This window comes from Pseudomonas sp. IT-P294, from assembly GCF_949767865.1.
GTDB lineage: Bacteria > Pseudomonadota > Gammaproteobacteria > Pseudomonadales > Pseudomonadaceae > Aquipseudomonas.
On the sequence record NZ_CATKQW010000055.1, the window covers coordinates 318,753 to 340,563 of the forward strand.

Here is a 21,811-nt window from a genome sequence, read left to right on the forward strand (position 1 = left end):
TCTAAGGACACTCTAACTCATGAAAGTTACGTTGCAAGTAGAGAGCCAAGAGTGTGGTCTTGCATGCCTAGTCATGATTGCCGCATTTCACGGATTGCAGCTGGATCTAACGACCATGCGAAGACAATTCTCCATTTCTCTAAAGGGAACTACCCTCTCCCAGTTAATGCGTCACGCTCAGTCACTAAATTTCTCCTGCAGGCCTCTGCGGTTGGAGTTGGAGGAATTACACCTTTTGCGTACACCCTGCATTTTGCACTGGAATATGGACCATTTTGTGGTGTTGGAGAGAGTAAAAGGAAGCAGCCTGACTCTGCTGGACCCTGCATATGGTCGTAGAGTGATGGCATTGTCTGAAGTCTCGAGGCATTTCACAGGTGTTGCGCTGGAATTGACACCTAACGCAACATTTCAGCCCCAATCACAGAAAGTTCGAGTCCGCCTGCGTGACTTGATTGGTCGTATCACCGGACTCAAGCGCGCTTTAGGCAACATTTTTGCACTCGCGTTAGCGCTGGAATTGGTAGCACTTCTTTCCCCCCAAGTAACTCAATGGGTAATTGACGGGGCACTGGTGTCGTCCGATCACGATTTACTATTACTTGCCGTACTTGGGGGCTGTCTATTGATGGTAATTGATTTTGTCCTTCGAATGGCTCAAGGCTGGATGGCGTTGCGTTTAGGCCAGCAAGTGGCAATTCAGTGGTCGGGAAACTTGTTCAGCCATATGCTACGCCTACCCTGGTCGTTTTTCGAAAAACGTCAACTCGGAGATATTGCAGCCCGTTTTCAATCATTAGCTGTCATTCGCAAAATAATGACAAACGGTGCCATCACAGGATTACTTGATGGATTAGTCGCAATAGCAACACTGACAATGATGTTTTTCTATAGCTCCACACTTTCATCGATAGTGTTGATTGCATTGGTATTGTACGGCGCCCTAAGACTTATTTTTTACCACCCGCTCCGCAACGCTTCTGAAGAGCGCATTGTGCTAGGAGCCCGAGAAAACACTTACTTCTTAGAAACAATAAAAGCAGTTTTGCCTATCAAACTCTTTAACGGCACCACGTTGCGATTAGCAACGTGGCAAAATCTAATTGCGGATGTCCAAAACCGAGATGTGACAACACAAAAAATATTGTTGGTATTTTCATGCTTGAACATCTTAATTTTTGGATTGGAAGGGATGCTTCTGCTCTATTTTGGAGGCTCCGCCGTACTGCAGGGCGCACTATCAATGGGTATGTTGCTAGCATTCATCGCCTACAAGACTCAGTTTTCTGGACGTGCAAGCAAGCTTATTGACTTGGGTATCGAAATCCGGATGCTTTCGTTACATGCTGAAAGATTGGCCGATATTGCTCTGGAATTGCCAGAGTCTGACGGACAGATGGAAACTGATATTGCTCGCATAGAGCCCAGCATCGAACTTAAGCACGTTTCATACCGATACGCGTTGGGTGAGCCCTCGGTCATACACAATTTATCACTCACGATCCACGCCGGGGATTCTGTGGCTATCGTCGGACGTTCTGGTTGCGGCAAAACTACACTACTTAAATTAATACTTGGTTTGCTCACACCGACAGAAGGGGAAATTCTGATTGGCGGAATACCTATGCGTCATCTCGGCTCTCAGGCATGTCGCAGTTTAGTAGGTGTTGTAATGCAGGAGGACCAGTTACTTGCTGGTTCACTGGCCGAAAATATTGCGTGTTTCGACCCTGACTTTTGTCTGGATCGCGTAACTGAAGTAGCTCGCCTTGCTGACATCCACAGGACCATTTCCGATATGCCCATGGGCTATCAAACACTTGTATCAGAGATGGGCTCAGGGCTTTCAGGCGGACAGAAACAGCGAATTTTTTTGGCGAGAGCTTTATATAGAAACCCTAAAATACTTGTACTTGACGAGGCAACCAGCCACTTGGATCTACACAGCGAGCAGCATATAGTAAGGACATTGTGTGAGATGCCAATGACCCGAATCATAATTGCTCACCGCCGTGAAACAATCGCCTTTGCTAAGCGTCTTATATGCTTGAACAATGGGATCATCATGGAAGATGTTCGTCTCGATGAGACGAGGCTAGACAACTAATGAGCATCAGAAAATTTTTCATGAGTGCAATATTTTTGTTGGAGGCTACAGCAACGCAGGCTCAAGAGAGTGATCTTTTACAGATATATCGACTAGCATTATTACATGATGCTCAGTACACAGCGGCGAAAGCTCATCAACGTATAGGTCAGGAACACTGGCTACAAGGCAGAGCAGGGCTTCTTCCCCAAATATCTCTAGACACTCAAAGCCATTGGGTTGAGTCAAATCACCATACACCTAGCGCTAATACCGAGCAAAAAAGACGGAATCAAAGTTATAGCATCCAATTGATACAACCAATCTTTCGCTGGCAGAATTGGGTTCAGTTCCAGCAGGGTGAACTCCAGCGTGCGCAGGCACAAATTCACCTCGAAAGTGCTGCGCAGGGCTTGTTGTTGCGTGTTGCTCACTCCTATTTTGAAGTCCTGAATTCAACCGATGTGCTTCAAGCCGTTCGAGATTTACGAACTGCTAATGGGGAGCAGTTGGCAATTGCCAAAAAAAACTTTGAGCTAGGCAACATCAGTATCATCGACGTCAATGAGGCTCAGGCCAGTTTTGATCAAAGCACGGCGCAGTTTATAAAAGCTAAAAGCGATCTCCATCTGGCCCAATACGCCTTAGTCGGAATCATTGGGCAGCAGCCGGGCATATTGAAGGGCTTACATGCCAATGCCACTTTCTCACCGCCGCAGCCATCAGAGCTGGCCATGTGGATTAAGATGGCCGAGCGATTCAACCTTGACGTACAAGCACAGGAACTTCTTCTGGGCATCGCTAGCAACGAAGTACGTATACGCAAAGCAGAACACCTGCCATCTGTAGATTTGATTTTAAATCAAAGTATGCAACAGAACCCTAACGCCAGCACAAATAGTATTGATTCAACTAGTATTGGACTGCGTTTTAGTATGCCGCTGTATAGCGGAGGCAGACTGAGTTCTGCTACTCGGCAAGCAGTAGCGATGCAAGAGCAAACAGAATTTGAATTAGAGGATGCACGCCGTTTGGCTGCGCTGACAGCTGCACAGGCCTGGTCGGGTGTAATGGACGGCATTGCGCAGGAAAAAGCGCTTGAGGCTGCAAAATCATCCGCACGCTTGGCAGCGACTTCCAATCAGATCGGATACAAAATCGGAGTGCGAGTTGGAATAGACGTGCTAGAAGCCCAAAGAAAATACAGTGATATAGTTCAGCAACTGTCACGCGCACGTTATGACATCTTGCTAGCCCAATTAAAGCTTAAGGCTGCGACAGGTACATTAAGCGAAGTCGATATCACCGAAATTAACGGGTTACTGAGCGGTTGATTAAAAAACGTTTGGAAGTATTTTTTAGAATATATCTATTTCTGGCGCCATGCATGGTCAGTTTATTATGCTTCGCGCTGAAGGGTGCACTTGTGTCAGCCCTGCAGATTTTTTTGCTGGTTGGGGTCACGCTTCGTTCGAACAGCGCATTCTTGAATTGACGCTCGGTTCGGGCTTCGACCATTTTCCCTGAACTGCCAAACGGACGTAAAACTCCCGCTCCTTCGCCGTTTACTCTGTCTGAAAATGATCAAGTTGTGCGAACAGGATAATTGTCGCACCAGTGGTGCGACTTTCTCTTCAGCGTGATAAATCTCGTAGAGGTAGCGCATGCGAAACAAGTTCGACCGGGTAAAACAGCGCGACGACCACCTCTCCTGAATCGCCATACGCAGGTAAAACTCGCGTTCTTCCGGGATATTGCTCTGAGTCAGGATGAGCAAATTATGGGTCCAGGGTAATTGTGTCAGCAGTGCTGACACTTTTTCATTGCTGCGGTACGCATCGTAGAATTGACGCATTCGGAACAGGTTACGCCGAGTAAAACCACGCAACCCCGGTTGAGTCTTGGCCAGATGCTCGGCCAATTGACTGACCACCGAGTCCCCCCACTCGGCCCGTTCCAGCTTGCGACTGATGTAAGCACCCACCTGCCAATACAGCTCAATCAGTTGGGTATTCACCGCCTGCATGGCCTGCTGTTTGGCACTTTGAATCAGCGCAAGCACTTCATTGAAACGGTCGTCGTTTGCATTGTCGGGGACGCTGGATGCATTCATGCCGGACTCCTGAGGAAGAGGAAAAACGCGAGTCTATTCAGTCGAGTCAGGCTGAAGGTGTCGGTAATACGCTTTAGGAAACGTCGTACAAAAAAACGGGAACGCTCCGGCGAAACCGGCTTTTTGGTGGCTGGGAGGGCCTCATCGCGAGCAGGCTCACTCCTACAGGGGGATTGGGGTGATCACACCATTTGTGGGCCACACACATCTAATGTGGGAGTGAGCCTGCTCGCGATGGCGTCATCACTGGCAACGTCATCATCCGCTACCAACCGCATATTCAACCGCAACCCGGTCCTGGTATTTTCGGCCCAAAGGCTCCCGCCTTGGCGCTTTACCGCATTTCTGGCGATGCTCAATCCCAAGCCAAACCCGCCATTCCCCGGCCGTGAGCCGTCGAGGCGAATGAACGGACTGAAGATCCGCTCAAGATCCGCGTCAGCCACCCCGCCACCTTCATCCTCCAGCCACACATGCCAGAAGTCGCCATCGCGCTCTGCGCCAAGACGGACGATGCCACCACTCGGGGAATGACGAATGGCATTGCGCAGGATGTTTTCCAGCGCCTGCGCCAAGGTGTTGAGATGGCCGCGAACCCAGCAAGACGAATCCACCGAACAGTGCAACTGACTGGCCGGCCAGCCACTTTCATAGCAGGCGTTTTCCGTGAGCATTTCCCACAGTGCCTGAAGCTGGATCGCTTCGTCGGGCAGCGGCGCGCGCTCGGTGTCGAGCCATGCCAGTTGAAGCGTGTCCTCCACCAGACGCTGCATGCCATCGACTTCCCGACCAATACGCTCACGCAATTGCGGCAGCCCCTGCTCGCTTTCGCTGGCGACCCGCAAGCGGCTCAGCGGCGTACGCAGCTCGTGGGACAGGTCGCGCAGTAATTGCTGTTGCAGGGCCACGCTGCTTTGCAGTCGTTCGGCCATGTGATCGAACGCCCGGCCCAGTTCACCCAGTTCATCCGGGCGATTGGTGGTGTTGCTTGATAGGCGCACATTCAACGGGTCGGCGCGCCAGGCGTTGGCTTGTTCACGCAAGCTGTTCAACGGTACGACCAGCAGCCGATAAAGACCGACGCACAGCAATAACGTGAACAACCCAGGAATGATGCCGTTGGTGATCACGCGCCAGAACACCCGGTATTGGCCGGGCATGAAGCGCTGGGGCAGTTCGATCACCAGGCTTCCGACCGCCGGGTCGTTCGGAAAAGGGATTCTCAACCAGGGAAGCCCCTTGGTATGAAGACTCGTGGGCCAATCCAGCCCGCGCAAAAAGGTCAGGCGCTGGACTTCCTTGTCGGTCAGCGGGTAGCTGCTCAAGGACTGCAAATCGCCGCCGATGACACCGACCCATGTGGTTTCACGCGTGCCCAGCTCCTGCAGCCAGACATCGATGCCTGCGCTCTGGCGTTGATTCCAGGCATGCTCGGCTTCGGCGGCGTAGCGGGTCAGCGTGCCCCGGGCCTCGTCGGAGAGGAACAGGTTCTTCTGTTCCATGTATCGACCCCAGGACCAGCTCAGCCAGATCATCAGCAGACAGAACGCCACCAACAGACATGCCAGTTTCCAGAACAGTGAATGCCGGCCCGGCAGGTCAGACCGTTTCATCGCCGGCACTCAATACATAACCCTTGCCCCAGACCGTGCGCACTTTGCGTTCGGTGTAACCGATGGCGTTTAGCTTGCGACGGATCTGGCTGATATGCATATCGAGGCTGCGGTCATGGGCCGCGTACCCGCGTTGCAGCACGTGCTGATAAAGGAAGGCTTTGCTCAACACTTCATCGCCATTGCGGTTGAGCGTTTCCAGCAAACGGTACTCGCTGCGGGTCAGGCCCGCGGCATGCTCGCCATGGAAAACCTCGCACCGCTCATCGTCAAAACGCAGGCTATCCAGGGAAAGTGCAAGCGGTGAAGGCTGCGGTCGACGGTCGAGCGCCACCCGGCGCAGGATCGCCTCGATGCGCACCCGCAACTCGACGATGCTGAAAGGTTTGGGCAGGTAATCGTCGGCCCCCAGACGAAAACCGCTGATACGGTCCGCCTCGGCGCCCAGCGCCGACATCAGCACCACCGGGGTGGAATGACTCTGTCGCAATTGCGTCAGCACGTTCAGACCGTTCAGCCCCGGCAGCAGAATATCCATCAACACCACATCAAAGGTTTGCGCACGCGCGATGGCCAGGCCCTCTCGCCCGTTCTGGCACCAGGTCACCTGAAATCCGCAGCGCCCCAAATGCTCATGCACGTAGGCACCGAGTACGAGGTCGTCTTCGATGGACAGGATTCGGGGGTGGCCAACAGACATGGGAGTCATGAGTATCTGCAAATAATTCTCAGTTGTAGATTATTCAAGATTGCCTGCCGATGGGCAACCCAAGGTTTGCCCCCGACGCTAAAGCGCCGTTGCGCTGGACGAATGACGACATCAATTTTACGAAGATTGCCCGCATGCAAATCGCTACACTGCCCAAGTGGCGCGTGCCGGATGTACGCGCAGGTCAATCAATAGCTGGATGCAGGAGAGATGCGTGCTCACGAAACTGGGAATTAAAGGCCGCGTGCTGTTGCTGACCCTGTTGCCGACCACCCTGATGGCATTGGTCCTGGGCGGCTATTTCACCTGGATGCAGCAATCGGACCTGCAAGCCCAACTGATGCAGCGCGGTGAAATGATCGCCGAACAGCTCGCGCCGCTGGTCGCTCCGGCCATGAGCCACAAAGACAGTGAGCTGCTGGAGCGCATCGCTACCCAGTCGCTGGAAACCGCCGACGTTCGCGCCGTGACCTTCCTCGCCCCCGACCGCACGCCGCTGGCCCATGCCGGCCCGACCATGCTCAATCAGGCGCCCATGGGCAACGGCTCGCAGATGCTGCGCCGCAGCGGCAACGATGCCACGCGTTACCTGCTGCCGGTGTTCGGTAAACACCGCAACCTGGCCGGTGACTTGATTCCCGAAGAAGCCGATCGCCTGCTGGGCTGGGTCGAACTCGAACTGTCCCACAACGGCATGCTGCTGCGCGGCTACCGCAGCCTGTTCGCCAGCCTGCTGTTGATCGGCACGGGCCTCGCCGGTGCGACGCTGTTGGCGCTGCGCATGGGCCGCACGATCAACCGACCGATCAGCCAGATCAAACTGGCGGTGGCGCAACTCAAGGACGGCCACCTGGAAACCCGCCTGCCACCGCTTGGCAGCCAGGAACTGGATGAGCTGGCGTCCGGCATCAACCGCATGGCCGGCACGCTGCAAAACGCTCAGGAAGAATTGCAGCACAGCGTCGATCAGGCCACCGAAGACGTGCGCCAGAACCTGGAAACCATCGAGATCCAGAACATCGAACTGGACCTGGCGCGCAAGGAAGCGCTGGAAGCGAGCCGGATCAAATCCGAGTTCCTGGCCAACATGAGCCATGAAATCCGCACGCCGCTCAACGGTATTCTCGGCTTCACCCACCTGCTGCAAAAAAGCGAATTGACCCCGCGCCAGCTCGATTATCTGGGCACCATAGAGAAATCCGCCGACAGCCTGCTGGGGATCATCAACGAGATCCTCGACTTCTCGAAAATCGAGGCCGGCAAACTGGTGCTCGACAACATCCCCTTCAACCTGCGCGACCTGCTGCAAGACACCTTGACCATCCTCGCCCCGGCCGCCCACGCCAAACAGCTTGAACTGGTGAGCCTGGTGTACCGCGACACGCCGTTGTCGCTGGTGGGCGATCCGCTGCGACTCAAGCAGATCCTCACCAACCTGGTGAGCAACGCAATCAAGTTCACCCGCGAGGGCACCATCGTCGCCCGCGCCATGCTTGAAGAAGAGCATGAAGACAGCGTGCAACTGCGTATCAGCATTCAGGACACCGGCATCGGCCTGTCGAACCAGGATGTGCGTGCACTGTTCCAGGCGTTCAGCCAGGCCGACAATTCGCTATCGCGCCAGCCGGGGGGCACCGGCCTCGGGCTGGTGATTTCCAAGCGGTTGATCGAACAGATGGGGGGCGAGATCGGTGTCGACAGCACGCCGGGGGAAGGCTCTGAATTCTGGATCAGCCTCAGCTTGCCCAAAACCCGCGATGACGCCGAAGACCTGCCCGGCCCGCCGCTGCTCGGGCGCCGCGTGGCGGTGCTGGAAAACCACGAACTGGCGCGTCAGGCGTTGCAGCATCAATTGGAAGATTGCGGCCTCGCGGTGACACCGTTCAACACACTGGAAAGCTTGGCCAATGGTGTAACCGGCGCGCATCAGACCGATCAGGCGATCGACCTGGCGGTGCTCGGGATCACCAGTAACGACATGCCGCCCGAGCGCCTCAACCAGCACATCTGGGACCTCGAACACCTGGGCTGCAAAGTGCTGGTGCTGTGCCCGACCACCGAACAGACGCTGTTTCATCTTTCGGTGCCCAATCCGCACAGCCAGCTTCAGGCCAAACCGGCCTGCACCCGCAAGCTGCGTCGGGCATTGTCCGACCTGGTCAACCCGCGCCAGCAGCGCAGCGAGCCTGGCGAGCCGGTGTCGAGCCGCGCGCCAAAAGTGCTGTGCGTCGACGACAACCCGGCCAACCTGTTGCTGGTGCAAACCCTGCTCGAAGACATGGGCGCCAAGGTTCTTGCGGTGGAAAGCGGTTACGCGGCGGTCAAGGCGGTGCAAACCGAAACCTTCGATCTGGTGCTGATGGACGTGCAAATGCCCGGCATGGATGGACGCCAAAGCACCGAAGCGATTCGCCAATGGGAAACCGAACGGCACTGCACGCCGCTACCCATTGTCGCCCTCACCGCCCACGCCATGGCCAACGAAAAACGCGCCCTGCTGCAAAGCGGCATGGACGACTACCTGACCAAACCGATCAGCGAACGGCAACTGGCGCAGGTGGTGCTGAAGTGGACCGGCCTGGCGTTGCGCAATCACGGTCCGGAGCGTTCCAGCGACAGCCTCGGCGGCGCTCATGAATTGCAGGTGCTCGACCACGACGAAGGTTTGCGCCTGGCCGCCGGCAAAGCCGATCTGGCGGCGGACATGCTGGCGATGTTGCTGGCGTCCCTGGAAGCGGACCGCGAAGCGATTCGCGTTGCTCGTGAAACCAAAGACCACAACGCCCTGATCGAGCGCGTTCACCGCTTGCATGGCGCGACGCGTTATTGCGGTGTCCCGCAACTGCGTGCCGCCTGCCAGCGCAGCGAAACCTTGCTCAAGCAACAGGACCCCAAAGCCACCGGCGCGCTGGAAGAACTCGACCGCGCGATCAATCGCCTGGCCGCCCACGCCCGTATTAACGCTTGATGCAGCGCAATGGCGCTGATCTCCATCAACGCTAATCTCACTGGGTCCTGCTACATAAGCGCGACTGCACCCGTTATCCAGGAGGCCACCATGCGCACGATTCTATTCAGCAGCCAGACCTATGACCGCGACAGCTTTCTGAGCTGCGATCTGCCCGCCGGTATTGAACTGCAGTTTCAGTCCGCACGGCTGAGCCTCGACACGGTGGCGCTGGCCGATGTTCACGAGGTGGTCTGCGCCTTTATCAATGATGACCTCAGCGCCCCGGTGCTCGAACGTTTGGCGGCGGGTGGCACACGGCTGATCGCCCTGCGCTCTGCCGGCTATAACCACGTTGATCTGGCAGCAGCAAAGCGCTTGGGACTTTCGATTGTGCGGGTCCCGGCCTATTCGCCGCATGCCGTGGCCGAGCACGCGGTGGCGCTGATCCTGGCGCTCAATCGCCGATTGCACCGCGCCTACAACCGCACTCGCGAAGGGGATTTCAGCTTGCATGGGCTGACGGGATTCGATTTGGTGGGCAAGACCGTCGGCGTGGTCGGCACCGGGCAGATCGGCGCGACATTCGCCAAAATCATGAACGGTTTCGGCTGCCAGTTGCTGGCCTACGATCCCTATCCGAATCCCCAGGTCGAAGCCCTTGGCGCCCGCTACCTCAGTTTGCCGCAACTGCTGGCCGAGTCGCAGATCATCAGCCTGCACTGCCCGCTGAATGAGCAGAGCAAACACTTGATCAACAGCGAATCACTGGCGCACATGCAGCCCGGCGCCATGTTGATCAACACCGGGCGTGGCGGCCTGGTAGACACGCCAGCGCTGATTGACGCACTGAAGGACGGCCAACTGGGTTATCTGGGGCTGGATGTGTATGAAGAAGAGGCGCAGCTGTTCTTTGAGGACCGGTCCGACTTGCCGTTGCAGGACGACGTGCTGGCGCGGCTGCTGACCTTTCCGAACGTGATCATCACCGCGCACCAGGCCTTTCTGACCCGCGAAGCCTTGGCGGCAATTGCCGCGACGACCTTGCAGAACATCGCAGCGTGGGCCGCCGGGGCACCGCAGAATCGGGTCGAGGGCTGACTGTTCTCAGGCCTTGGACAACAGGATCATCAGCCCCAGCCAGCCGAAGCCCAGCAAACGCTGCCCCAATGAATGCCCACGACGCAGCAGGAACCAGACAAAAAACGGCGGCATGAAGAAAATCATCAGTTTCAGCCAGAGTTCCACCGGACGCGGCCCGTTGAGAACCGGTGTTGGTGTTGCGGCCTGAACCTCGACCGGGCCCTGGGTTTTGCGTTTGCGTCCAAATGCAGCCGGGGTCACCCTCGCCACTTTCTCATCCGCAGGCAAACGCCCGAAAGAAAGCGGTGCCGCTGCAGGCGTCGACGTGGTTGCTTGCACCTTTGCCACCGGTGCACCGCAATGAATGCAAGCAGACACCGCGGAGCTGATGCTCTGCTTGCACTCATAACATTCGATTAACGCCATGTCCGTTCCCTAGAGATGCAAAAGCGGCAGTTTGCCATGAGTCGGTGGGTAATTTGAACCTGATCGAAGGTCATCTGCCCGCGCCATGCTGCGTGCAGGCCCGTGATAGCATACCGCGCATATTTGGAGGACCCATGGTCGAACACGATTTCCGCTACAGCCTGATGAACCCGCAACACACCCTCACCGAATGCCGCGCTCTCGTGCCGGGGCGTTATCAAGTCACCGGCAACGGCGGCTCGATTCGTAATAACGACGTGCTGGTCGTGACCCTCAAAGGTGCCAAGGACTTGTCCATGCGCCTGACCGTTGAAACGGTTCGCCACTTGATCAATCCGCCAGGCCAATGGGTCGCAGTGGCCAGTGGTCCGGTGTTTGGCGAATTGGCGATCCACACCTGGAAAGTCAATTGCGACAGCTGCGCCAAAGAGCTGAGTTTCGAGTTCGCGGTCGACGCCAAGCTGGGTAACAAGGCTGAAAAACCGGCGGCCACCGCGCGGATTGCCGAGCTGGGCTGGACCGCCGTTGGCGAAAAGCACCTGTGCCCGAAATGCCAGGAGCCCGCGTAATGAAACGCCTCGCTCTACCCGCAATCGTTGGTGCCAGCCTGATGGGCTGCGCTGCCGAGCCGGTACAACTTGAACAAAATCGCAGCTACATTCTGGAATGGATCGGCGAACGTCCGTTGATGGATTACAGCCACCTGACCATCACCCTGGGTGAAGACGGTCGGGCCTACGGTAACGGCGGCTGCAACCATTGGTTCGCGCCATACACGCTCGACGGCGAGAAACTGAGCTTCGGCAAGATCGGCAGCACCCGCAAGCTGTGTGCGCCGGCAGTCATGGAGCAGGAACAGCGCTTCTTGCAGGCGTTGGAAGGCGTACAGCGCTGGGACGTATCGCCAATCGAGCAGATGCGCTTCTGGCCGGCCGAGGGCAAGCCGTTGCGCTGGTGGCTGGAAGAGGGTTGATCCTCTGACTGAACCTGGTGATCGTTCCCCCGTCGAGGCGTGCTGATCGTTCCCACGCTCTGCGTGGGAATGCATCCTGTGACGCTCTGCGTCACGATTTGCGAAGGGACGCGGAACGTCCCGGGCGGCATTCCCACGCAGAGCGTGGGAACGATCATCATCGGCGGGTCATTTGACCGCCTGCAACGCCTCGAGCTTGGCCATCACCCCCGCCGCTGTCTGCTCGCCCATCAGTTGTTCACGCACCTTGCCCCGGTTATCGATGATGTACGTCACCGGCAGCGCCTCGCTGCGTGGCAGTTCAAAAAGATCGGCCGGGTCCGACGCCAGCACCGTGAACTTGATCCCCAGTTTTTCACTGGCGCTTTTGAGCTCCTCACCCTGCACATTGTCGAAATTGACCCCGAACACGCCGATCTTTTTGTCTTTGAGCTGTTCGGCCAGCACATTCAACTCCGGGATCTCGGTCCGGCATGGGCCACACCACTCGGCCCAGTAATTGAGCACCACCCATTGCTTGTCCAAGCGTTCGGCGGCGACTTTGTGGCCATTCTGGTCGATCCCATAGTCGTTGCCACAGCCCCCCAGCATCAACCCGCCAATGATTGCCAATGCCGCTGCCAGTCGCCTTGTCATGTCGTGTTCCTTGTTCAAAATTGAATGCGCCTGCGACCCATCGCCTCGCAAGGTTCTGGATTACGCGCTGCCCAGTTAGAATAGCCGCCACCTTACGCAAGATGCGACCCGCACATGACCGATCTGACGCTTTATCACAATCCGCGCTGCTCGAAATCCCGCGGTGCGCTCGAACTGCTCGAAGCCCGTGGCCTGGCCCCGACTGTGGTCCGTTACCTGGAAACGCCGCTGGACGCCGCGCAAATACAGGGTCTGCTGACCAAGCTCGGCATCAGTGCCCGGCAACTGCTGCGCACCGGTGAGGAGGAGTACAAAACCCTCAACCTGGCCGACGCCAGCCTGAGCGAGGCGCAATTGATCGCTGCCATCGCCGCTCACCCGAAACTCATGGAGCGACCGATCCTGGAAGTCGGCGACAAAGCCATCATCGGCCGTCCGCCGGAAAATGTGCTGGAGTTGCTGCCGTGAGCGCACCGTACATTCTGGTTCTGTATTACAGCCGCAGCGGCTCGACCAATGAAATGGCGCGGCAGATTGCCCGTGGTGTCGAACAGGCCGGAATGGAAGCGCGGTTGCGCACCGTGCCGGCGATCTCCACCGAATGCGAAGCCGTGTCGCCGGACATTCCCGACGAAGGCGCGCTGTACGCCAGCCTCGACGATTTGAAAAACTGCGCAGGCCTGGCCCTGGGCAGCCCGACCCGTTTCGGCAACATGGCGGCGCCGCTCAAGTACTTTCTCGATGGCACCAGCAACCTGTGGCTGACCGGCGCTCTGGTGGGCAAACCGGCTGGCGTCTTCACCTCGACCGCGAGCCTGCATGGCGGCCAGGAAACCACGCTGCTGTCGATGATGCTGCCGTTGCTGCACCACGGCATGCTGATCACCGGCCTGCCCTACAGCGAATCGGCCCTGCTGGAAACCCGCGGCGGCGGCACGCCTTACGGCGCCAGCCATCACGCCGGGGCCGATGGCAAACAGGGATTGAATCAGCATGAAGTCGCGCTGTGCCGGGCGCTGGGCCTGCGGCTGGCGAAGACTGCACTGAAGCTGGAGGGCTGACATGGCGAAGAAGCCAAAGATTCTGCCCGCGATTGAATGGCTCGAACCGCGAGTCCGGGCGATGCGGGTTGTCAGCCTGTTGTGCTTTTTCGGCCTGGTGGGGTTGTTGTGCGTCTATTACCTGCTGATCGCCGACCTGCATGGCGCGCGGCCCTGGGTGATTCTGCTGATCGAGCTGGTGCCCCTGCTGTTATTGGCGCCGGGAATGATAGTCGGCAGCGCACGCGGGCATTCGTGGATGTGTTTTGTGGTGAACCTGTATTTCATCAAGGGCGCGTTGGCCGCGTATGACCCGAACCGGCAGTTGTTCGGTTTGCTGGAGATGGGCGCAAGCCTGGCGGTGTTTTGCTCGGCGTTGCTGTATGTGCGGTGGCGGTTTCAGTTGAATCGCAAGTTGGCGGGCGAAGGCGAGACGTCCGCTGCCTGACAGATTGCAATCGCTAGCAGGCTAGCTCCCACAGGGGACTTGTGTACGCCACAGATCCAATGTGGGAGCCAGCCTGCTGGCGATTGCCGCGACTCGGTCTTAATGATTGACGGTGTACGCGAGCATCATCGAAATCTGGCTCATCGCCCGCCCGCCACTCTGTTCATGCCACTGGTTGAACACATCCTGCACCAACGCCTGATCGCGCAGACTGGTCGGCACCTTGTCGACGATCTTCTGCGCGTTCAACGCCGCGACTACGTCGTAGCTCGGTACAAACGTGTCCTTGCCGACCATGCGCAAGAAGCGCGGCGCCGACAGCCCGCCCAATTGATGCCCGCGTTTTTTCAGAAAGGTCCACAAGCCGACGATGTCGGTCACAGGCCAGTCGGCGATCAATTCGCCAAAGCTGCCCTTTTCATGGGCCACATCCAGAATGAACTGCGCATTGCGCGGCACGCTTTTGAGCTTGCCCAAGTGTCGGATGATCCGCGCATCCTGCATCAGGCGCTCCAGGTGCTCGGCGCTCATCAGCACGACTTTTTCCGGATCGAACTTGAAGAACACTTCTTCAAAGGCCGGCCACTTGGCGTCCACCAGGCTGTGCTTGAGACCGGCGCGGAACACGCGCAACGCCATGGTCGAGAGGTAGCGATCATCGCTGATCTTGCGCAATTGCGCCGGGGTCTTGGGAACGGGCAGATGGGCTTCCAGTTCAGCCGCCGAACCGAAGCGGTTCAGACAGTATTCGTGCAGCCACTTGTAATCGCGCATGCCCTCTCCTGATGAATAAGTGAAATAGACCCCTGTGGGAGCCGCCTGCTGGCGATGGTGGTGGGTCAGTCAACAATGATGTGCCTGACCCACCGCCATCGCCAGCAGGCTGGCTCCCACAGTGATTGCGTTTAGAGGTTCACGACATTGACGAACCGCGACGCGGCGGTTTCGTCGATACGCAGGTTGGTGAAGTCGAACAGGTTGCGGTCCGCCAGTTGCGACGGGATGACGTTTTGCAAGCTGCGGAAGATGCTTTCGGTGCGGCCCGGGGTCTTGCGTTCCCACTCCAGCAACATCTCCTTGACCACTTGGCGCTGCAGGTTTTCCTGAGAACCGCAGAGATTGCACGGGATGATCGGAAATTGCTTCAAGTCCGAGTAGGCCTGGATGTCTTTTTCGTTGCAGTAGGCCAGCGGACGGATCACCACGTTACGGCCGTCGTCGGCGCGCAACTTGGGCGGCATGGCCTTGAGCGAGCCGTTGAAGAACATATTGAGGAAGAACGTCTCGACGATATCGTCGCGATGGTGCCCCAGGGCCATTTTGGTCGCGCCGATTTCGTCGGCAAAGGTGTAGAGCGTGCCGCGACGCAGGCGTGAGCACAACGAGCAGGTGGTCTTGCCTTCCGGGATCAGCTCCTTGACCACCGAATAGGTGTCTTTCTCGACGATGTGGTACTCGATGCCCAGCGTTTTCAAGTACGCCGGCAGCACTTCCTCAGGGAAGCCAGGCTGTTTCTGGTCCATGTTCACGGCCACGATTTCAAACTTGATCGGTGCGACCTTCTGCAAGTGCAGCAGCACGTCGAGCATGGTGTAGCTGTCCTTGCCCCCGGACAGGCAGACCATGACCTTGTCGCCGTCTTCAATCATGTTGAAATCGGCAACAGCTTCACCGGCCTGACGGCGCAGGCGCTTTTGCAGTTTGTTCTGGTTGACCGTGAGTGTGCCCATGACGCGAATCCGTGAGTGTGACGAAAGGCCGGCATTTTACGCAAAAACCGGTCACGGGCGAAGAGCCCCCGATCCCCGGTGGGCGGTGACAGACCCTGCGGCGATTAACGCAAGTGTTTACAGCGCGATTTGCTCTAAGCCCCTATCACCTGTGCGGGTAAGTCCTTTCTATACTGCGACATAAGGTCGCTTACATATCCAGACCTATTACTTACTTGGCCACTTTGGCCTGTAGGCGCTCCACTGGGGGGCGACGGTAAAAACAAGAGGAGTGACTGGCATGATCCATCACGTAGTGGGGCTCTTCACCCACCCCGACCAGGAATGGAAAGAAATCCGTGGCGACCAAGAGGAAAGCATCAGCCACATGTACCTGACGCACACGCTGATTCTGGCGGCGATCCCCGCCGTGTCGGCATTTATCGGCACCACTCAAGTCGGCTGGGTCATTGGCAGCCGGGCTCCGGTGATGCTGACCCATGAAAGCGCGCTATGGATGACGGTCATGTCGTACCTGGCGATGCTCGGCGGTGTCGCGGTGATGGGCGCATTCATCCACTGGATGGCCCGCACGTACGACGCCAATCCGAGCCTGGCCCGTTGTGTTGCGTTTGCGACCTATACCGCGACTCCGCTGTTCATTGGCGGTCTGGCGGCGCTGTATCCACACATGTGGCTGGGGATGGTCGTCGGTACAGCGGCCATCTGCTACACCGTTTACCTGCTGTATGTGGGCTTACCTACCTTCATGAACATTCCATCAGACGAGGGATTCCTGTTTTCCAGTTCAGTACTTGCCGTAGGCCTGGTGGTGCTGGTAGCCATCATGGCGTTTACCGTTATTGTCTGGGGACTCGGCGTGGGGCCGGTCTATACCAATTAGCAACTCACCCACTAATAACCAGATCTGCCAATACAGGCCGCCGCAAGGCGGCCTTCTAATGCCCAAGCACAAAGAAGGTGACGACCACTCGGCACATCGACCATTCGCAAGGCCCCGGCGTTGCGGCATACTCGACGTCTCTGGAGATCCATCAAGCATGCCCGAGCAACTCAATACCCGCGTCGAAGACTGTTACCAACTCGCCGAATCCTTTTTCAAACGCTCTTTCAAACGCCCCGTGGTGAGCCTCAAGCTGCGCGGTCAAAAAGCCGGTGTCGCGCATTTGCACGAGAACCTGCTGCGCTTCAATCCTCAGTTGTACCGGGAAAACGCCGAAGATTTCCTCAAGCAGACCGTGGCCCATGAAGTCGCGCACCTGATCGCCCATCAACTGTTCGGCGACAGCATCCAGCCGCACGGCGAAGAGTGGCAATTGATCATGCGCGGCGTCTATGAATTGCCGCCCAACCGCTGCCACACCTACGACGTCAAACGCCGCAGCGTGACGCGCTATATCTACAAATGCCCGTGCGCCGACAGTGACTTTCCGTTCTCGGCCCAGCGCCATAGCCTGGTGCGGCAAGGGCGGCGGTATTTGTGTCGCAGATGCCGCAGCACGTTGGTGTTTAGTGGGGAGATGCGGGTCGAGTAACCGCACGATCGTTCCCACGCTCCTGGGTGGAAACGATCACATTTGCGGTGCCTGGTCTGGCCTCTTCGCGGGCAAGCCCGCTCCCACACTGGATTTATGTCACGCCGAAAATCCCCTGTGGGAGCGGGCTTGCCCGCGAAGAGGCAGCCACTGGCGCTAGAGAATCACCTGGGCGCGCCGCAATGCTTCAATCCGCTCGGCACCAAACCCCAATTCCCCCAACACCTGATCCGTATGCTGCCCCAGCGCCGCGCCAACATGCCGGGGTTCTGGCAATCCATCTGAAAACTTCAACGGACAGGCCATCTGCGACTGGGTCGAACCGTCCCCACGCGGCACCTCCGTCACCAGCTCGCGTGCCTTGAGCTGCGGATGCCGCACCGCCTCACCCAGGCTCAATACCGGTTCGACACACGCATCGAGTTCGGCAAACAGGGAGCACAGCTCGGTAAAGTCGTGCTTCTCGAATTCAGTTTTCAGCGCTTCCTTGAGCTTCTTTTGCTGGGCTGGCTGAGGCGACAAGCCCAGCACCGACAGTTCTTCCAGGCCCAGCGCGGTACACAATTGCTTCATGAAACCCGGCTCCAGACTGCCCACCGACAACCAGCGCCCGTCCCGCGAGCGGTAATAGTCGTAGAAGCTGCCGCCATTGAGCATTTGATCTTCCCTGCCCGGCTCCACGCCGCAGGCCAGGTAACCGGCACCCGCCATGGCGTTCAGGCTGAAAGCGCAGTCGGTCATGCTCACGTCAAGGTGCTGCCCCACCCCGGATTGTTGCCGGGCGATCACCGCCGCCAGCAAGCCGATGACCCCATGCAACGAACCGCCAGCGACGTCCGCCACCTGCATGCCCAGCGGCAACGGCCCACTGTCGGCGCGACCGGTGTAGCTCGCCAACCCTGCCAGCGCCAGATAATTGATGTCGTGACCGGCGCGATCCTTGTAGGGGCCGGTTTGCCCGTAGCCGGTGATCGACACGTAGATCAGCCTTGGATTGATCGCCTTCAACGCTTCATACCCCAGCCCCAGGCGTTCCATCACGCCGGGACGGAATTGCTCCAGCACGATGTCGTAGTCCGCCAGCAACTGCTTGATCACCTCCAGCGCCTCGGGTTGCTTGAGGTCCAGCGCCAGGCTGCGCTTGTTGCGATTGAGGTAGGCGTGGCTGGCGGACACGCCGTGATCGTGCGGCGGCAATACCCGTAGCAGGTCCATGCGGGTCGGCGATTCGATGCGCAATACCTCGGCGCCCATGTCCGCCAGCAATAACGAGGCAAACGGCCCCGGCAGCAATGTCGAGAAATCCAGAACCTTGAGTGATGCCAGTGGACCGAGCATGAGCAATCTCCGTGAGCGATGCTTCAAGCCTAGGCAGGCAATGGCGTTGCAGCAATCACCTGAAGTGTCAGCGGCTGTGACCGTTACGCTCAAATACCGAGCATGAAAAAACCCGCCGAAGCGGGTTTTTCATTGCAGCAAGTCTTACTTGACGTTGCTTGGGGTTGCGCCTTCGGCCACGCCCAGATCGTCTTCAACGCGTTCGTCGGAGATACCGCGACCGCCAGAAGCCAGTTCGGCGTGCATCACGTCAACGTCCAGCTCCTTGACCCACTTGGCCACAACCAGAGTGGCAACAGCGTTACCCACCAGGTTGGTCAGTGCGCGAGCTTCGGACATGAAGCGGTCGATACCCAGAATCAGCGCCAGACCGGCAACCGGCAGGTGGCCAACGGCGGACAAGGTAGCGGCCAAGACGATGAAGCCCGAACCAGTCACACCGGCAGCGCCTTTGGAGGACAGCAGCAACACTACCAGCAGGGTGATCTGGTGCGTGATGTCCATGTGGGTGTCGGTTGCCTGAGCAATGAACACCGCCGCCATGGTCAGGTAGATCGCAGTGCCGTCGAGGTTGAACGAGTAACCGGTCGGGATCACCAGACCTACCACGGATTTCTGCGCGCCCAGGCGTTCCATCTTGATCAGCATGCGTGGCAGTACCGATTCCGAAGAAGAAGTACCCAGCACGATCAGCAGTTCTTCACGGATGTAGCGAATCACTTTCAGCACGCTGAAACCGTGAGCGCGAGCGATAGCGCCCAGCACGACCAGTACGAACACGAGGCAAGTGATGTAGAAGCACGCCATCAGTTGACCCAGTTGCACCAGCGAACCCACACCGTAGGCACCGATGGTGAACGCCATGGCGCCCAGGGCACCGAGTGGCGCGAGCTTCATGATCATGTTGATGATGTTGAACATGACGTGGGCGAAGCGATCGATGAAGTCCAGGATCGGCTTGCCGTAGGCACCCAGGCGATGCAGGGCGAAACCGAAAATCACCGAGAACATCAGCACTTGCAGGATATCGCCAGTGGCGAACGCGCCGAAGATGGTGTTCGGGATCACGTTCAGCAGGAAGCCAACGACGCTTTGATCAGCACCGGCCGCCACATATTGAGCGACTTTGGAGGCATCCAGCGTGGTCACGTCGATGTGCATGCCGGCGCCCGGTTGCACGATGTTGACCACAACCAGACCGACCAGCAATGCAATGGTCGACACGATTTCGAAGTACAGCAGCGCGTAACCGCCAGTCTTGCCGACCGACTTCATGCTCTGCATGCCCGCGATACCGCTGACAACGGTGCAGAAGATGATCGGGGCGATGATCATTTTGATCAGTTTGATGAACCCGTCACCCAGCGGCTTGAGGGCTACACCGGTCTGGGGGTAGAAGTGACCGACCAGAATGCCGATAGCGATGGCAACGATCACCTGGAAATACAGGGATTTGTACAGTGGCTGACGAGTCGTCATTGCAAAGTTCCTCAAGAGTGCCCGGTGACAACATCCATCTGTTGCCCTGAACACTTCAATTGCGAACCCTCCTGCACTGGAGGGATTTGTTTTGTCGAGCTGCGCATCGGCAAGCATCTGCCGGTTGTATCGCAAGGCCCGTGCCACCTTCTGCAAAATCCCCGCATGTCTTTTGACATCAAGGGTTACAGCTTTTTCTTGCCACCCATCGGCGAGAAAATGTGGCGGGTTTCCGCCCATCGACCCGACCTCATCCTGCAATTTGGCGGATATCCGCCTTGTTCGTCGCCACCCACCGCGGCTACCATCCGCCGTTCAATGGACGGACCTGCCTCCTATGCGCGAACGCACCATCGCCAGTCATTTCGCCCGTGCCGCCCTCGGTGGCGCGCAACGCCTCGGGTATGACTGTTCCAATCTGTTGCAACAACTGGGCATCAGCTCCGAGTTGCTGGATGAGCCGCGCGCGCGTATTGCCCCTGAGCAGTTCACCCGTTTGATCCAGGGTTTGTGGCTGGCACTGGACGACGAATACCTCGGCTTCGGGCCGGTGCCCAGCAAAACCGGCACCTTCGCGATGATGTGCCATGCCGTGATTCACTGCCGCAGCCTGGAAAAAGCACTGCATCGCGGCTTATTGTTTTATAGCCTATTCCCCGACGGCCCGCGTCTGACCCTGACCCGCGAAGATGAAATGATCCGCCTGAGCCTCGACGATTCGAAGTTCCAGGACCCGGACCATTTCCTGACCGAAAGCCAATTGATGGTGTGGCATCGCCTCGGCAGCTGGCTGATCGGTCAGCGTATCCGGCTGGAGCAGGCGACCTTCAGTTACCCAAAGCCCGGGCACGGCGCGGAATACGACTTGCTGTTCCCCTGCCCGATGGTGTTTTCCTCGGCGCAAAGCAGCCTGCTGTTTCACAGTCGTTACTTGAACATGCCGTTGTTACAGGACGAGCGCACCCTCAAGCACTTCCTTGAACACTCCCCCGCCGACCTGCTCTCGCGCCCGGATGACGGCGACAGCCTGAGCAGCCAATTGCGCCGCTTGCTCAGCCGCGACAGTTCGCGCTGGCCGGACTTGGAAGCGGTGGCGGCACACCTGCACATCAGTCCGCAGACCTTGCGCCGGCACTTGCGTGAAGAAGGGGCGAGTTTTCAGGAATTGAAGGATCAGTTGCGCCGCGACATTGCGATTTATCACTTGGGGCGTGCGGATCTGTCGTTGCAACAGATCGCCGAGCAGCTGGGGTTTTCCGAACCTTCGGCGTTTCACCGGGCGTTCAAGAAATGGACCGGGGTGACGCCGGGTGCTTACCGCGCGCAAGAGAACTGAAACTCACTGATCATTCCCACGCTCTGCGTGGGAATGCCTCAAGGGACGCTCCGCGTTCCAGCTCTGGAAAGGGACGCCGAGCGTCCCGGGCTGCATTCCCACGCAGAGCGTGGGAACGATCAGTTAGCCAGCTGCATTCTGCGGATCAAGCCTGTCCAGCATCCGGTTCACCGCCAACTCACCCAGCATCACGACTTGCTGAATCCCCAGCACCGTGTGGCGATGGGAGCCCTCGATCAATCCTGCGAAATTACTCAGCATCACGCTCGCCGACGCCAGGGATTCACAGGCGTTGACCAGCAGGGTTTCGTCGTTGGTA

Annotated in this window: 21 protein-coding genes and 2 pseudogenes; 12 read left to right on the forward strand and 11 right to left on the reverse strand. The window is 57.8% G+C overall.

Features of this window, described 5'->3' with window-relative positions; genetic code table 11:
* Positions 1-19: 19 nt before the first annotated feature.
* Both ACM6I0_RS25935 and ACM6I0_RS25940 read left to right on the forward strand, forming a co-directional pair.
* Complete coding sequence (locus ACM6I0_RS25935; protein WP_285433894.1) at positions 20-2,107, forward strand: peptidase domain-containing ABC transporter; 2,088 nt, start codon at positions 20-22, stop codon at positions 2,105-2,107.
* A gap of 20 nt (positions 2,108-2,127) precedes the next feature.
* Positions 2,128-3,420, forward strand: coding sequence for a TolC family outer membrane protein (locus tag ACM6I0_RS25940; RefSeq protein WP_414923607.1), 1,293 nt, complete (start codon positions 2,128-2,130; stop codon positions 3,418-3,420).
* Positions 3,421-3,486: 66 nt separating this feature from the next.
* Here ACM6I0_RS25940 and ACM6I0_RS25945 read toward each other — a convergent pair.
* From ACM6I0_RS25945 to ACM6I0_RS25960, 4 genes and pseudogenes are all read right to left on the reverse strand, one after another.
* Positions 3,487-3,740 (reverse strand): annotated as a pseudogene (locus tag ACM6I0_RS25945) (DUF1016 N-terminal domain-containing protein); the annotation flags it as partial.
* 39 nt (positions 3,741-3,779) lie between these two features.
* Positions 3,780-4,199, reverse strand: a pseudogene (locus tag ACM6I0_RS25950) (DUF1016 N-terminal domain-containing protein); the annotation flags it as partial.
* A 182-nt stretch (positions 4,200-4,381) separates the two neighbouring features.
* The gene (locus tag ACM6I0_RS25955) at positions 4,382-5,812 is read right to left on the reverse strand and encodes a histidine kinase sensor domain-containing protein (RefSeq protein WP_414923608.1); all 1,431 of its coding nucleotides are present in this window, start codon (positions 5,810-5,812) and stop codon (positions 4,382-4,384) included.
* Positions 5,799-6,521, reverse strand: a complete 723-nt coding sequence (locus ACM6I0_RS25960) for a response regulator transcription factor (RefSeq protein ID WP_414923609.1) — start codon at positions 6,519-6,521, stop codon at positions 5,799-5,801. Before ACM6I0_RS25960 ends, ACM6I0_RS25955 begins: the two co-directional genes overlap by 14 nt.
* A 214-nt stretch (positions 6,522-6,735) precedes the next feature.
* Here ACM6I0_RS25960 and ACM6I0_RS25965 point away from each other — a divergent pair, with 214 nt between their 5' ends.
* Together ACM6I0_RS25965 and ACM6I0_RS25970 are read left to right on the forward strand one after the other, a co-directional pair.
* A complete protein-coding gene (locus tag ACM6I0_RS25965; RefSeq protein ID WP_285433888.1) occupies positions 6,736-9,489 on the forward strand; it encodes a response regulator in 2,754 nt (917 codons plus the stop codon).
* A 90-nt stretch (positions 9,490-9,579) separates the two neighbouring features.
* Positions 9,580-10,569, forward strand: coding sequence for a 2-hydroxyacid dehydrogenase (locus ACM6I0_RS25970; RefSeq protein WP_414923610.1), 990 nt, complete (start codon positions 9,580-9,582; stop codon positions 10,567-10,569).
* Between the two features lie 6 nt (positions 10,570-10,575).
* On the opposite strand, the gene ACM6I0_RS25975 is transcribed toward ACM6I0_RS25970, so the two are convergent.
* Positions 10,576-10,977 carry a hypothetical protein gene (locus ACM6I0_RS25975; protein WP_285433884.1) on the reverse strand — a complete coding sequence of 134 codons (402 nt, stop codon included), beginning with the start codon at positions 10,975-10,977 and terminating at the stop codon, positions 10,576-10,578.
* Between the two features lie 134 nt (positions 10,978-11,111).
* Here ACM6I0_RS25975 and ACM6I0_RS25980 point away from each other — a divergent pair, with 134 nt between their 5' ends.
* Entirely contained in the window at positions 11,112-11,546 is a 435-nt protein-coding gene (locus tag ACM6I0_RS25980) for a hypothetical protein (RefSeq protein ID WP_008041640.1), read from the forward strand.
* Entirely contained in the window at positions 11,546-11,950 is a 405-nt protein-coding gene (locus ACM6I0_RS25985) for an META domain-containing protein (protein ID WP_285433883.1), read from the forward strand. The genes ACM6I0_RS25980 and ACM6I0_RS25985 overlap by 1 nt, the downstream gene beginning before the upstream one ends.
* 168 nt (positions 11,951-12,118) lie before the next feature.
* On the opposite strand, the gene ACM6I0_RS25990 is transcribed toward ACM6I0_RS25985, so the two are convergent.
* Positions 12,119-12,586: a TlpA disulfide reductase family protein gene (locus tag ACM6I0_RS25990; RefSeq protein ID WP_414923611.1), complete on the reverse strand. Its 468-nt coding sequence runs from the start codon at positions 12,584-12,586 to the stop codon at positions 12,119-12,121.
* A gap of 114 nt (positions 12,587-12,700) precedes the next feature.
* Between ACM6I0_RS25990 and arsC the strand changes: the two genes are divergently transcribed.
* From arsC to ACM6I0_RS26005, 3 genes are read left to right on the forward strand one after another with little or no spacing between them, the layout of a single operon-like run.
* Positions 12,701-13,054: an arsenate reductase (glutaredoxin) gene (gene arsC / locus ACM6I0_RS25995; protein ID WP_414923612.1), complete on the forward strand. Its 354-nt coding sequence runs from the start codon at positions 12,701-12,703 to the stop codon at positions 13,052-13,054.
* Complete coding sequence (gene wrbA / locus ACM6I0_RS26000; RefSeq protein ID WP_090186954.1) at positions 13,051-13,647, forward strand: NAD(P)H:quinone oxidoreductase; 597 nt, start codon at positions 13,051-13,053, stop codon at positions 13,645-13,647. Before arsC ends, wrbA begins: the two co-directional genes overlap by 4 nt.
* A gap of 1 nt (position 13,648) precedes the next feature.
* Positions 13,649-14,074 (forward strand): DUF2069 domain-containing protein, encoded by a 426-nt coding sequence (locus ACM6I0_RS26005; protein WP_285433876.1) that lies wholly within the window; start codon positions 13,649-13,651, stop codon positions 14,072-14,074.
* A gap of 99 nt (positions 14,075-14,173) precedes the next feature.
* Here the strand turns inward: ACM6I0_RS26005 and ACM6I0_RS26010 are convergent, their stop codons facing one another.
* On the reverse strand, positions 14,174-14,848 hold the full coding sequence (locus tag ACM6I0_RS26010; RefSeq protein ID WP_222588044.1) for a DNA-3-methyladenine glycosylase I: 675 nt from the start codon (positions 14,846-14,848) through the stop codon (positions 14,174-14,176).
* 131 nt (positions 14,849-14,979) lie between these two features.
* Positions 14,980-15,804: a tRNA 2-thiocytidine(32) synthetase TtcA gene (gene ttcA, locus ACM6I0_RS26015; RefSeq protein WP_414923613.1), complete on the reverse strand. Its 825-nt coding sequence runs from the start codon at positions 15,802-15,804 to the stop codon at positions 14,980-14,982.
* Between the two features lie 280 nt (positions 15,805-16,084).
* Between ttcA and ACM6I0_RS26020 the strand changes: the two genes are divergently transcribed.
* Positions 16,085-16,687 carry a Yip1 family protein gene (locus tag ACM6I0_RS26020; RefSeq protein ID WP_285433874.1) on the forward strand — a complete coding sequence of 201 codons (603 nt, stop codon included), beginning with the start codon at positions 16,085-16,087 and terminating at the stop codon, positions 16,685-16,687.
* Positions 16,688-16,844: 157 nt separating this feature from the next.
* Positions 16,845-17,339 (forward strand): SprT family zinc-dependent metalloprotease, encoded by a 495-nt coding sequence (locus tag ACM6I0_RS26025; protein WP_285433873.1) that lies wholly within the window; start codon positions 16,845-16,847, stop codon positions 17,337-17,339.
* Positions 17,340-17,495: 156 nt separating this feature from the next.
* On the opposite strand, the gene ACM6I0_RS26030 is transcribed toward ACM6I0_RS26025, so the two are convergent.
* Positions 17,496-18,677 carry a CaiB/BaiF CoA transferase family protein gene (locus tag ACM6I0_RS26030; protein WP_414923614.1) on the reverse strand — a complete coding sequence of 394 codons (1,182 nt, stop codon included), beginning with the start codon at positions 18,675-18,677 and terminating at the stop codon, positions 17,496-17,498.
* Between the two features lie 144 nt (positions 18,678-18,821).
* On the reverse strand, positions 18,822-20,156 hold the full coding sequence (locus ACM6I0_RS26035) for a dicarboxylate/amino acid:cation symporter (protein WP_414923615.1): 1,335 nt from the start codon (positions 20,154-20,156) through the stop codon (positions 18,822-18,824).
* Between the two features lie 337 nt (positions 20,157-20,493).
* Between ACM6I0_RS26035 and ACM6I0_RS26040 the strand changes: the two genes are divergently transcribed.
* A complete protein-coding gene (locus ACM6I0_RS26040; RefSeq protein ID WP_414923616.1) occupies positions 20,494-21,492 on the forward strand; it encodes an AraC family transcriptional regulator in 999 nt (332 codons plus the stop codon).
* Between the two features lie 123 nt (positions 21,493-21,615).
* Here the strand turns inward: ACM6I0_RS26040 and ACM6I0_RS26045 are convergent.
* On the reverse strand, positions 21,616-21,811 hold a 196-nt coding region (locus ACM6I0_RS26045), incomplete at its 5' end, for a DUF6124 family protein (protein ID WP_414923617.1).